Here is a 12,480-nt window from a genome sequence, read left to right as displayed (position 1 = left end):
GCTATTTGCGCAACCCGAGTGTCGGCCTCCAGCCCACCCTGACCCCTAGCCTCCTAGGACGGTTTGCGGGAGGTGCGGAGGGCCACCGGGCCAGCCGGCCGCGGGTAGGGTTCGAGGCCGGTCGGAGAAGGGGTCAACCGTGTTCGACGTCCAGCACTGGCTCGTGTCGCTGCCACCGATCGCGGTATACCTGCTGGTCGGCGGCGTTATCGGCGTGGAGAGCATGGGCATCCCTCTGCCGGGTGAGATCGTCCTGGTCAGCAGCGCACTGCTCGCCGCCACAGGCGTGGTCGAACCGGAGTGGGTGGCCACCGCCGCGGCCACCGGTGCGATCGTCGGTGACTCCATCGGGTACGCGGTCGGCCGTCGCGGTGGTCGTCCACTGCTGGCCCGACTGGGCCGGCGGTTCCCCCGCCATCTCGGACCCGCCCAACTCGTCCGAGCCGAGCAGAGCTTCGCCCGTTACGGCGTCTGGGCTGTGTTCTTCGGCCGCTTCGTCGCGCTGCTGCGGATCCTGGCCGGCCCGCTCGCCGGGGCACTGCACGTGCCGTACCGGCGATTCCTGCTGGCCAACGCCGCCGGTGGGCTGGTCTGGGCGTTCGGTACCACCTACCTGTTGTTCAGCGTGGGCCGGGCGGCCGAGCACTGGCTCAAGGACATCTCCTGGGCCGGGCTGGTTCTCGCGGTGCTCGCCGGTCTGGCCAGCACCTGGTGGCTGCGCCGACGAGCGCACCGCATCGAGGCGACCGAGCCCGCAGTGGACGCCGAGCCCGCAGTGGACGCCGAGCCAGCAGTGGACGCCGAGCGGGCGGGGGACGCCGAGCCAGCGCGGTCCGTCGGCCCGCCGGCTGGCTGAGTCGCTGGCGGCCGGGACGGCTCATCGTCTTCGGTGCTGCTGGTTGAGGACGCGCTGACGCACATGCCGAAGGGCCGGTCCCCCGTGGTGGGGTCCGGCCCTTCGGTGTAGGCGGTGGTGGTGTGTGTGGGTCAGCTGGTGGCGTAGCCGCGGGTGGCGATCCAGTCGGCGAGGTGCTCGACGGTGATCCAGTAGGAGGCGGTGTTGGGGTCGGCGGAGTCGGCGATCTTGACGGTGGTGCCGTTGTCGCGGTAGCCGACGACGCTGATGTAGTGCCCGCCCTCGTAGGAGTGGGTGTTGCCGTCGGTGTCGGTGCTGGTGCCGGCGATGTTCGCGACGACGGCGCGGCCGTCGTCGACGGTCGTGACGATGTCGGCGCGTAGCGTGTCGGTCTGTGTGGCGTTGGCGTCGGGGCTGCTGATCTCTACGCTGTGGTAGGCGTCGGTCTTGCCGGTTTCCTTGTTCAGGACCGGGGTGATGTCGTTGATGCTGTTGGTGCCGGCCTCGGTGGTGCCCATTTCCTTGGCCATGTCGTCGACGTTGATGTTCTTACCCTGTACGGACAGGGCGTTTCGGGTGGCGGCGGGGCCGCAGTAGTAGAAGTTCGGTTGTGCCTCGTAGCGCACGCCCAGTTCGCGCTCACCGTGACCCTTACGGTCGTTCTGGGTCTGGGTGGTGGGCTTGTCGGTGCTGGGCGCGGCGAACGCGGTGGTGACGGGTCCGGCGATGGCACCGCCGGTGAAGGCGAGGCCGGCGGCGGTCAGGGCGGTCTTACGGATCAGATCGGTACGCATGATGGCGTGCTCCTCTGCATCGGGGGTGCCCGCACCACACCCGGGGGGTGGGTGATCGTGCGGGAAGTGCGAGGGGGATCCGTGCCCGGCGACCCGCCAGCGGGGGTCGGCGTCGGGACAGGGTGTAACCGTTCGCGGTGGCGGGTCATTCCGCCTCCCACCGGGGTGGCGCAGTCCGCGTGCCCGGGGGTTGGCCGGTGGTGGTGCTCGGCCGTGCGGGGGATGTAACCGGGGCGGCCTGCCGGATGTTCCCGGCCGGAGCCGCGTCTCGCGACCCTGACTGCTGCGGTGGGCCTGACTGCTGCGGTGGTCTGCCAGGTATAACGACCCCGCCCGGCCACCGATTCCGCCGCGAGGGTGACCCCGACCCCGGACACGGGTTGCGAAACCGGACGGCCACCTCACACCGGGACCCGCGGAACCGGACACCCCGCCCCGGGCACCCCAACCGGCGCACAGCACGATCCGCGCACGATCAGGGAAAGTGCTGCCTCAGGTCGCAGCGGGGCGGCAGTTCTCCCTGATGTTGCGCCGGTTGTGACCACGGTGGCGACACCGGACACCGCCTCCGACACACCCGGCGATGACACCCACCCCATGATCGTGCTCGATCCAGGAAACAGGCCCCTCACCGCGCGCAGGAGACCACTACAACCAGGATCCAGCACGATCAACCCGAGCACGATCAACCCGAGCCCGAGCCCGAGCCCGAGGACCCGGGCAGAGATGTCACCTCGCGGCGGACGTCCACCGGGAGGGGCGGGGTCGGTGGTCAGGCGCCGTCTGCGGACTTCGCGGCGTCGCCGGCCTGGGCGTGACGTTCCCGCAGGCGCTGCCGAATTTCCTCCGGGGTGTACGCGCGCCGACGCCGCTCGGCCCGCGCGATGACCACGCCGGAGGCCGCCACGCCAGCGAGGCCGGCCAGACCGAGGACCTTCCACCACCGCAATCCTTGCCGCATCGGCCTAGGCTAGTCCCTCATGAGCATCAGCCTGGATGAGGCCGTCGAGCTGACCCGTACCGGCGACGTGTGGGTGTTCCGGGGTCGCAGCGTGCCGGACCGGGCGATCCAGTCCATTACCAACAGCCCGGTCAACCACGTCGGGATGGCGGTCGTGCTGGACGACATGCCGCCGTTGATGTGGCACGCGGAGCTGGGCAGGTCGTTGCCGGATCTGTGGTCGGGCACCCACCAGCGCGGCGTCCAACTGCACGACCTGCGCGACGCGGTCTGCGTCTGGGCCAACCGGTACGGCCAACGGGCCTGGCTGCGGCAACTCGACCCGCCTGCCGACGGGGAGATGGAGCAGGCGGTGCTGCGGACGATCGCGCGGTTGGACGGCACGCCGTTCCCGTCGACGGCGCAGTTGGCGTGGCGCTGGGTGCGTGGTCGGGTGCCGTCGCTGCCGCGCCCCCGCCTGTCCGCGCTGGCGCTCCCCGGCCGGCCAGCATCTCGGCCAGCCCCGGCCACCGAGGACAACCCGGGCAGCCCGGCTCCCCAGGGCAACTCGGCCACCCACGCCACCTCGGCCTCCTCCGGCAACCCGACTGGCTCGGCCGGGGAGCGGGATCGGGCGCTGGAGACGGCGTACTGCGCCGAGGTGGTGGCGGTGACCTACGAGGCGATGGGGTTGCTGCCGGCGGGTCGGCGTCCGAACTGGTACGACCCGGGGCGGTTCTGGAGCGGTGACGACCTGGGGTTGGCCGCGGATGCCCGACTGGGTGCCGAAATCGAGGTGCGGGTGCCGCCGCGCTGACGTGTGACCTCGGGGGGCCTGGGCCGGGCGCGACCCACCGGGATCGTCGGTGGAGTCGAGCCGTTTTCCGTGGCCTGCCGGCCGGTTGGCGCGATCCGTACCCGCCGGGTTTCCGGTGGGTGCGGTGCTGGCTACGCTGTCGCGTCGGTGGGGACGAGGGGAGACCTGATGGCGGTGCGGCCGGACGGTGCGGCAGGGACACGAGCGGCGCGGGTGTTGGCATCGATGCCGTGGGTCGTGGTGCTGCTCGGTGTGTGTGCGCTGGTGGTGCTCCTGGTGATCGCGCTGCTGTCGTTCCGGACCAGGGAGCGGGACGTCGCGCCGCGGGCCGCACCCACGGTGTTCCTGCCGACCGTGCCGGCTGCCTCGTCGGCCACCGGTGGGCCAAGTTCGGCCGCGGTGGAGCGGCGCTCGGTGTCGCCGCGACCGTCGCGCAGTGGTCGGACGCCGTCGCCGCGGGCCACCACCGTGACCAGTTCGCCGACTCCGGCGCGGACGAGTGCTCCGGCGGCGCCGGTCGTGCCGGTCACGCCGACGAACGGCACGGTGGGTGCCCGGTACCAGGTCGGTGAGAACGGCTGGGACGGCGACGCCGCGGTGCTGTCGATCGTGAACGAGTCGGGTCGGTCGGTGGACTGGTCGGTGGAGTTGGCGTTCGACGACGACCTGTGGGCTCTGCGGGCCACTGACGACTCGGGTGTCTCGGTGCGGGGCCGGGGGAACGGCGAGTTCGTGGTGCGTGGCACGCGTTCGCTGGAGGCGGGTGACTCTCGGACGGTGCGGCTGCGGGTCGGCTGGGGTGAGTCGGCGCAGCGGCCGCTCCGGTGCACGATCAACGGGGTCGACTGCCGGCTCGGCTGAGCCGGGAGGGTGCCGCGGCGGGGCGTGTCGTTGGCGCTTCCGGCTCCGGCCGCCGATCGCTAGGCTGCCCGGACGGTGCGCTGAGGGAGGTACATGTCCGGAATGCGTCGTGCCCCGTGGCTGTCGCACGGTCGGGCCGCGATCGTGTCGTCGCCCTGGATCGTGGTGGGCGTTGGTGTCCTCGTGATGGTGGTCCTGCTCTTCATGGCCCTGGGCGCGTACCGGGGGCGTAGTCCCGCGCCGGACGGCGCGCCGGTGCCCCCGGTGGTGCCGCTGCCCACGGGGGTGGGGTTGCCGAGCGCTCCCGGCCCGGCGTCGTCGCCTCCGCCGGTGCGGCCGGGGTTGTCCGGGCGGGCGAGCGGGCTGCCGACGAGCGCGTCGGCGGGGTCGCCGTCGGTCGGCCCGTCTGTCGGCGCGACGGGGAGTGGGCCGGTGGTGACGCGGTCACCGAGTCGGGCTCCGCAGGGGCAGCCGGCGATGAGTGGGCGGTACCGGGTGGTGCAGAGCTTCGACGGGGGTTTCATCGGCGAGGTGTCGATGGTCAACCGGTCCTCGCAGAGTCGTGGGTGGACGGTCCGGTTGGAGTTCTCCGGTGGGCGGTTGGTGACCACCTGGGTGGAGGGCGTGCCACAGGGGACGCTTCGTCAGTCGGGCGACGGTTTCACCTACGTCAGTGGGGTGGACGTGCGGTCTGGCGGGTCGGTGTCGTTGCGGTTCCACCTGGAGCGGACCTCCAGCACCCCCCGTGAGTGCACTGTCGACGGGGTGCGCTGTAGCGGATTCTGAGCGGCGCTTCCGCAAGGATGCTGCTGTGTTACGACCATGTTTGCAAGGCATTGCAGAATGTTTCGGCAAGGGTTAGCGTGCGGCGCATCACGACCAGAGGAAGGCGTCGATGAGACCCACGCCGATACCGCGCACCGCCCTGCTGGCCCTCGTCCCCCTGCTCACCCTCACGCTCGTCGGCACTCCGGTCGCCGCGCATCCGGCCGCCGCCGCTGTCCGGTCGTCCGACGCCGCCGTGTTCGCCCCCACCGGCGCCGCGCAGTGGCGTGCCGAACCCACCGCCGAGGCGCTGCTCAAGGCGGGCGACAACCCGGCGCGCGCCGAGCAGTTCTACTTCGTCCTGCCGGACCGCTTCGCCAACGGTGACCCCCGCAACGACCCGGGCGGGCTGACCGGTGACCGGTTGCGGACCGGGCTCGACCCGACCGACAAGGGCTTCTACCACGGCGGTGACCTCAAGGGCGTCATCGACAGGTTGGACTACATCCAGGGGATGGGCACCACGGCCATCTGGCTCGCCCCGGTCTTCAAGAACCGGCCGGTGCAGGGTGCCGGCAACGACATCTCGGCCGGCTACCACGGCTACTGGATCACCGACTTCACCCAGGTGGACCCGCATTTCGGCACCAACGAGGAGATGAAGCGGCTGGTCACGCTCGCCCACCGGCGCGGCATCAAGATCTACCTCGATGTGATCGTCAACCACACCGCCGACGTGATCAAGTACGCCGAGGACACGTACGCGTACGTGGACAAGGCGACCTCGCCGTACACGGACGCGCAGGGGCGGGCGTTCGAGGATCGCCACTACGCCGACGGCAGCCGCGCGTTCCCGCCGGTCGACAAGGAGTCCTTCCCGTACACCCCGGTCCTTCCGGAGCCGGGTGACGCGAGCGTCAAGGTTCCGGCGTGGCTGAACGACGCGACCATGTACCACAACCGGGGGGACTCGACCTTCGCGGGCGAGAACAGCGAGTACGGCGACTTCTTCGGCCTCGACGACCTGTGGACCGAGCGGCCCGAGGTGGTCCGGGGGATGACCAAGGCGTACGGGGACTGGATTGGCGCGATCGGCGTCGACGGGTTCCGGCTGGACACCGTGAAGCACGTCAACATGGAGTTCTGGCCGCAGTTCAGCCAGGGCATCGAGCGGGCCGCCGAGAAGGCCGGCAAGAAGGACTTCTTCATGTTCGGTGAGGTCTACAGCGCCGACCCGGAGGTCAGTTCCCGCTACGTGCGGCAGGGTGGCCTGCCGGCGACTCTCGACTTCGCCTTCCAGGAGGCCGCGCGCGGCTACACCGCCGGCGCCGGCTCGGCGAAGGCGCTCGCCGACGTGTACGCCCGTGACGACCTCTACGCCGCCCGGGACACCGACGCGGGCCGGTCGCCCACCTTCCTCGGCAACCACGACATGGGCCGGATCGGGTCGTTCATCGCCGGCGGTGGCACCGACCCGGCCAGCCACCTGCGCCGCGACCAGCTCGCGCACCAGCTGATGTTCCTGACCCGGGGTCAACCGGTGATCTACTCCGGCGACGAGCAGGGCTTCACCGGACCCGGCGGGGACAAGGACGCCCGGCAGGACATGTTCGCGTCGAAGGTGCCCGACTACCTCGACGACGACCTGCTCGGCACCGACCGCACCCACGCCAGCGACCAGTTCGACACCGGCCACCCGCTGTACCGGACGATCGCCGAGCTGGGCCGGCTGCGCCAGGCGCACCCCGGGCTGCGCGACGGTGTGCAGGTCACCCGGTACGCCGCCGACGGCCCGGGCGTGTTCGCCGCGTCCCGGATCGCCCTCGCCGACCGGACCGAGTACGTGGTGGCGGTGAACAACGCCGACACCGCGCAGACTGTCACCGTGGACACCTGGTCGGCCGGCGCAACCTTCACCGGCATCTACGGCGGCAGCCAGACTGCCACGGCCGGCGCCGACGGCAAGCTGAGCCTGACCGTGCCGCCGCTGTCGGCGGTGGTGTACCGGGCCGGCACCCCCATCGCGCAGGCGGCCGGCAAGCCGACCGTCACCATCACCAGCCCGGCCCCGGACGCGCCGGTCGCCACCCGTGCCGCGGTCACCGCCCAGGTCACAGGTGACCCCCTCGCCACCGTCACCGTCGCCGCCCGGGTCGCGGGTGGGCGGTGGACGTTGCTGGGCAGCGCGGACCACGCGCCGTACACCGTGCAGCACGACCTGACCGGCCTGGCCGGCGGCACCCGGATCGAGTACAGGGCGGTGGTCCGCGACGGCCGGGGCCGCACCGCGACGGCCCGGTCCACCGCCACCGTGGGTACGCCCCCGCCCGGCGGCTCGCGGGACTGGGCGGTGGTGCACTACCAGCGCCCCGCGGGTGGGTACGACGACTGGGGGCTGTACGCCTGGGGTGACATCGACCCGGCGTACGTCACCGAGTGGCCCAGCGGGCAGCCGTTCGCGGGGGAGGACTCCTACGGGCGGTTCGCGTGGGTGAAACTCAAGCCGGGCGCGACGTCGGTGAACTTCCTGGTCGTCGACAAGGCTGGTACGAAGGACGTCGCCCAGGACCGCAGCATCGACGTCACCTCCACCGGGGAGATCTGGCTCAAACAGGGCGACCCGACGATCTACCCGACCCGGCAGGCAGCCACCGGTGAGCCGGACCCGCCGGTCGAGGAGGGCACCGCGGTGATCCACTACCGGCGGGCCGACAACACCTACGACGGCTGGGGCCTGCACGTGTGGGACGGCGCGGCCAACCCGACCGAGTGGTCGACGCCGCTGAAGCCCGTCCGGACCGACGCGTTCGGGGCGGTGTTCCAGGTGCCGCTGGCGGCCGGCGCGAGCGCGCTGAACTACATCATCCACAACGGTGACACCAAGGACCTGCCCGACGATCAGCGGCTCGACCTGGCCGGCGCGGGCCGGGAGGTGTGGCTGCTCGCCGCCACACCGGGCCGGTTGCTGCCGACGACGACGACCACCGCCAGCGGGGACACCGACATCGGCAAGCAGAAGGCACACTGGATCGACAGGTCCACCGTGGCGTGGCAGACGTCGCCGACCGACGGCAGGACGTACGCGCTCGTCGTCGCGCCCGAGGGCGGGATCGGCGTGGCCGACGGGGAGCTGACCGGGACGTACACGACGTTGCCGTTGCGGGCGCAGCGCAACGGGCTCACCGAGGCCCAGCGCACGAGGTTCCCGCACCTGTGGTCGTACCGCAGCTTCGCCCTGGACCGGGGCGACCTGGCCAAGGTCCCGGCGGCGTTGCGCGGGCAGGTGCTGGTGACCGAGCGCGACGCGGAGGGTGCCCTGCTCGCGGCGACCGGCGTGCAGATCCCCGGGGTGCTCGACGACGTGTACGCGCGGGCCGCCGACGCCACCCTCGGGCCGACGTTCGCGGGCCGGACGCCGAGCGTCGCGCTGTGGGCGCCGACCGCGCGGACGGTGGCGTTGCAGCTGTTCGACTCGCCCACCGCCGCGCCGAGGACCGTGCCGATGCGGCGCGACGACCGCACCGGTGTGTGGTCGGCGCGCGGCGACCAGAGCTGGACCGGGAAGTACTACCGGTACCAGGTGCGGGCGTGGCAGCCCGCCGCGCAGAAGATGGTCACCGCGGCGGTGACCGACCCGTACTCGGTGGCCCTCGCCGCGGACTCCACGCACAGCCAGCTGGTCGACCTGAACGACCCGGCGCTGGCCCCGGCGGGCTGGCGGACGCTGCGCAAACCGGCTCCGGTGCCCCCGGCGAAGGCGCAGATCACCGAGCTGTCGGTGCGGGACTTCTCCACCGCCGACGAGACCGTGCCGGCCGAGCGGCGGGGGACGTTCCTCGCCTTCACCGACCCGAAGACCGCCGGCATGACCCACCTGAAGGCCCTCGGTGACGCCGGTGTCAGCCACCTGCACCTGCTGCCGGCGTTCGACTTCGCGACGATCCCAGAGCGGCGGGCCGACCAGCGTCAACCCGCCTGCGACCTGGCCGCGCTCCCGCCGGACTCCGCCGAACAGCAGAAGTGCGTGGCGGCGGTCGCCGACACCGACGGCTACAACTGGGGATACGACCCGCTGCACTACACCGTGCCCGAGGGCGGCTACGCCGTCGACCCGGCCGGGGCGGCGCGGACCACCGAGTTCCGGCGGATGGTCGCCGGGGCGAACGACGCCGGGCTGCGGGTCGTCATGGACGTGGTCTACAACCACACGGCCGCGGCCGGCACCGACCCGAAGTCGGTGCTCGACCAGATCGTGCCCGGCTACTACCACCGGTTGCTGGAGGACGGCACGGTCGCCAACTCCACCTGCTGCGCCAACACCGCTCCCGAGCACGCCATGATGGGCAAGCTGGTCGTGGACTCGCTCGTCACCTGGGCGCGGCAGTACAAGGTGGACGGCTTCCGGTTCGACCTGATGGGTCACCACCCGAAGGCGAACATCCTGGCCGTCCGCGCGGCGCTGGACCGGCTGACCGTCGCCCGCGACGGCGTGGACGGCCGGTCGATCCTGCTCTACGGCGAGGGCTGGAACTTCGGCGAGGTCGCCAACGACGCCCGGTTCGTCCAGGCCACCCAGGCCAACATGGCCGGCACCGGCATCGGCACCTTCAACGACCGGCTGCGCGACGCGGTGCGCGGCGGCGGGCCGTTCGACACCAACCCACGGGTGCAGGGCTTCGCGTCCGGGCTCTACACCGACCCGAACGGCGACACGGTCAACGGGTCACCGGCCGAGCAGAAGGCCCGCCTGCTGCACGCCCACGACCTGATCAAGGTGGGGCTGACCGGCAACCTGCGCGGCTACCGGTTCACCGACACCGCCGGGCGGCAGGTCACCGGGGAGCAGGTGGACTACAACGGCTCCCCGGCCGGCTACACCGCCGCGCCGGGGGAGGCCGTCACCTACGTCGACGCGCACGACAACGAGATCCTGTACGACGCGCTGGCGTACAAGCTGCCGCAGGCCACCTCGGCGGCGGACCGCTCCCGGATGCAGGTGCTGGCCCTGGGCAGCGTGGTGCTGGGGCAGGGCACCGGGTTCGTCACCGCCGGCACCGAGCGGCTGCGGTCGAAGTCGCTGGACCGCAACTCGTTCAACTCCGGTGACTGGTTCAACCAGATCCGCTGGGGTTGTGAACGGGGCAACGGGTTCGGCGCCGGTCTGCCGCCCTCGCCCGACAACGAGGACAAGTGGTCGTACGCGTTGCCGCTCCTGGCGGACCCGGCGCTGGTGCCGGACTGCGCGGCGATCAACACCACGAACGCCCGGTACGCCGAGTTGCTGCGCATCCGGGCGTCGTCGCCGGTGTTCGGGCTGGCCACCGCCGAGCAGGTGCAGCGGCGGGTGGCGTTCCCGCTGTCCGGGGAGCAGGAGACGCCGGGCGTGCTGACCATGACGCTGGACGCCCGGGGGCTGGGCGGGGCGTGGCAGTCGGTGACTGTCGTCTTCAACGGCACCCCGGAGACGGCGACGCAGACGGTGGCCGACCTGCGCGGTGCGGATGTGGCGCTGCACCCGGTGCTCGTCGACTCGGCCGATCCGGTGCTGCGTACCGCCTCGTTCGACCGGGCGGCCGGCACGTTCAGCGTCCCGGCGCGCAGCGTGGCGGTGTTCGTCCAGAGGTAGTGAACGTGAACCGGCCCCCTTCCGCGTGGCGCGGAAGGGGGCCGGTGCGTTGTGCTGGCGCTACCTCTTCGATCAGGCGAAGCAGTTCTCGATGCTGCCGCCCGGGATGGCCAGGCAGTTCGTCGGACGGTTCGCGGTGATGGCGGACTTGTCGTCCACGTTCACCTCTCCGAAGAAGCTGAAGACACCGCCCGGCTCGAAGGTGGAGAAGTTGTGGGCGACCTTCGTCTTCGACAGGTTGACCTCGCCGAAGATGTTGAAGATGCCGCCGCCGACCCCGATCGGACCCACGGCCCGGTTGCCGACGACCTCGCTGTCGCGCAGCGTGGTGACGCTGCCAGCGTTGAAGAGCCCGCCGCCGAAGAAGCCGGCGGTGTTGTCCTTGACGGCGCTCTTCTCGAACGTGACCGCGCTGTCGAAGGCGATGGCCACACCACCACCGACACCGGCGGTGCTGTTCTTCTCGATCACGACGTGGTGCAGGTTGAGCTGGCTGTCCGCCGCCGCGAGGCCGCCACCGGCGAGGACCGCGGTGTTCGAGGCGAACTTCGTCTCGTACGCCGTGGTGTTGCCCTCGATGTCGAGGTAGCCGCCGCCGAAGCCGAGCGTCTCGTTGTCGGTGATCTCGGCCTTCTTGAGCTCGACGGTCCCACCGTTGACGTCGTCGGTGAAGATCTCCGCGGCGCCGTTGGAGATACCGCCACCACCGATGACGGCGGTGTTGTCGGTGATCTTCGACTCCTCGACCTTGAGCAGGCCGGCGTTGAAGACACCGCCACCGAAGAAGAAGGCGGTGTTACGGGTGACGGTGCTGTGCCAGATCTTCGTGGTGCCGAAGTTGGCCACACCGCCGCCGTTGCCGCCGGACTGGTTCAGGACGACCTCGGACTCCAGGATCTCGGCGGTGCCGCCCGGCTGGACCAGGATGCCGGCGCCGTCGTTCTCCTCCGGCTCCTCGACGAGCGGCGTGACGACGCCCGGCGTGACCTTCTTGGTGACCTTCGGCGCGGCCTTCAGGCCTGCCTTCGGGTTGGCCTGTCGGGTGCTGAGCGCCTGGGCCAACGGGGTGCCCGCCTTCACCTGCGCGGCGAGCGCCTCGGAGTCCGAGTAGGCCGCCCAGACCGCGGCCGGCTCGACGCCGTTCTCCAGCTCGAGGGTCTGGCCACCCTTGATGGTCAGGCCCTTGATGGTGAGGTGACCACCGGCGCCGACGTTGAGGATGCGGAAGTAGTCGGCCGTGGCTTCCCGGGAGATCGTGGTGTGCTCACCCTTGAGGGTGATGTGCTCCGTGATCACCGGAAGGCCGTTGCCCTCGTAGTCGTTGCGGGTCAGGTTGTAGGTGCAGCCCTTGGCCAGCTCCAGCACACCGCCGTGCTTGTTGTTGGCGAACACGATGGCCTGAATCAGCTTGTCGGTGTCGCAGGGCACCTCCTTCCCGCGCTCGTGGTCCTTGTCCCGGTCCTTGTCCTTGTCCTTGTCCCGGTCCTTGTTCCGGTCCTCGTCCTTGTCCCAGTCGCGCGCCTCGTCACCCCGCTGGTCGCCGTCCTTGCTGACCTGCGCGGTGTTCCAGTTCAGGCCGACCGCTCCGGCGCTGCCCGCGACGCCAACCGCCGCGAGACTGATCACGCCCGTCAAACCGGCCACGCCACTGGCGAGCCAGAGCTTGCGGCGGCGCTTGGCCGTCGCCCGCCCGGAGGCTTCGTTGTTCGTTAGGTAGTTGGACATCGGAGCTCTCTGCCCTCTCCTCGTACCAGACAGGGTCGCCGCCGTCAGACGGGTGTCCCCTGCTACAAATCGGTTGTAGCTCCCAAAACCACCGTA

General features: G+C 71.1%; 8 protein-coding genes. 5 read left to right on the top strand and 3 right to left on the bottom strand.

Features of this window, described 5'->3' with window-relative positions:
- The first annotated feature begins 139 nt into the window (after positions 1 to 139).
- Positions 140 to 856 carry a DedA family protein gene (locus AB0O48_RS32985; RefSeq protein WP_365069796.1) on the top strand — a complete coding sequence of 239 codons (717 nt, stop codon included), beginning with the start codon at positions 140 to 142 and terminating at the stop codon, positions 854 to 856.
- A gap of 131 nt (positions 857 to 987) precedes the next feature.
- Here the strand turns inward: AB0O48_RS32985 and AB0O48_RS32980 are convergent, their stop codons facing one another.
- Both AB0O48_RS32980 and AB0O48_RS32975 read right to left on the bottom strand, forming a co-directional pair.
- On the bottom strand, positions 988 to 1,650 hold the full coding sequence (locus tag AB0O48_RS32980) for a C39 family peptidase (protein WP_365069794.1): 663 nt from the start codon (positions 1,648 to 1,650) through the stop codon (positions 988 to 990).
- Positions 1,651 to 2,422: 772 nt separating this feature from the next.
- On the bottom strand, positions 2,423 to 2,611 hold the full coding sequence (locus AB0O48_RS32975; protein ID WP_357248815.1) for a hypothetical protein: 189 nt from the start codon (positions 2,609 to 2,611) through the stop codon (positions 2,423 to 2,425).
- Positions 2,612 to 2,630: 19 nt separating this feature from the next.
- Between AB0O48_RS32975 and AB0O48_RS32970 the strand changes: the two genes are divergently transcribed.
- From AB0O48_RS32970 to pulA, 4 genes are all read left to right on the top strand, one after another.
- On the top strand, positions 2,631 to 3,407 hold the full coding sequence (locus tag AB0O48_RS32970) for a hypothetical protein (protein WP_357572201.1): 777 nt from the start codon (positions 2,631 to 2,633) through the stop codon (positions 3,405 to 3,407).
- Positions 3,408 to 3,632: 225 nt separating this feature from the next.
- Positions 3,633 to 4,268 carry a hypothetical protein gene (locus AB0O48_RS32965; protein ID WP_357248714.1) on the top strand — a complete coding sequence of 212 codons (636 nt, stop codon included), beginning with the start codon at positions 3,633 to 3,635 and terminating at the stop codon, positions 4,266 to 4,268.
- A gap of 93 nt (positions 4,269 to 4,361) precedes the next feature.
- Positions 4,362 to 5,054, top strand: coding sequence for a cellulose binding domain-containing protein (locus tag AB0O48_RS32960; RefSeq protein WP_365069791.1), 693 nt, complete (start codon positions 4,362 to 4,364; stop codon positions 5,052 to 5,054).
- Positions 5,055 to 5,163: 109 nt separating this feature from the next.
- Positions 5,164 to 10,659, top strand: coding sequence for a pullulanase-type alpha-1,6-glucosidase (gene pulA, locus AB0O48_RS32955; protein WP_365069789.1), 5,496 nt, complete (start codon positions 5,164 to 5,166; stop codon positions 10,657 to 10,659).
- Positions 10,660 to 10,731: 72 nt separating this feature from the next.
- Here pulA and AB0O48_RS32950 read toward each other — a convergent pair whose 3' ends face one another.
- Complete coding sequence (locus tag AB0O48_RS32950; RefSeq protein ID WP_357248706.1) at positions 10,732 to 12,384, bottom strand: hypothetical protein; 1,653 nt, start codon at positions 12,382 to 12,384, stop codon at positions 10,732 to 10,734.
- Positions 12,385 to 12,480: the final 96 nt, after the last annotated feature.

The sequence above is a fragment of the Micromonospora sp. NPDC085948 genome (genome assembly GCF_040686315.1).
GTDB lineage: Bacteria > Actinomycetota > Actinomycetes > Mycobacteriales > Micromonosporaceae > Micromonospora.
The sequence above is the reverse complement of the archived record's forward strand: the minus strand, read 5'-3'. Positions and strand labels throughout refer to the sequence as shown.

Coding starts and splice junctions, on each gene's coding strand:
- AB0O48_RS32980 (WP_365069794.1), bottom strand. CDS start 1,650: ATGCGTACCGATCTGATCCGTAAGACCGCCCTGACCGCCGCCGGCCTC.
- AB0O48_RS32975 (WP_357248815.1), bottom strand. CDS start 2,611: ATGCGGCAAGGATTGCGGTGGTGGAAGGTCCTCGGTCTGGCCGGCCTC.
- AB0O48_RS32970 (WP_357572201.1), top strand. CDS start 2,631: ATGAGCATCAGCCTGGATGAGGCCGTCGAGCTGACCCGTACCGGCGAC.
- AB0O48_RS32965 (WP_357248714.1), top strand. CDS start 3,633: ATGCCGTGGGTCGTGGTGCTGCTCGGTGTGTGTGCGCTGGTGGTGCTC.
- AB0O48_RS32960 (WP_365069791.1), top strand. CDS start 4,362: ATGTCCGGAATGCGTCGTGCCCCGTGGCTGTCGCACGGTCGGGCCGCG.
- pulA (WP_365069789.1), top strand. CDS start 5,164: ATGAGACCCACGCCGATACCGCGCACCGCCCTGCTGGCCCTCGTCCCC.
- AB0O48_RS32950 (WP_357248706.1), bottom strand. CDS start 12,384: ATGTCCAACTACCTAACGAACAACGAAGCCTCCGGGCGGGCGACGGCC.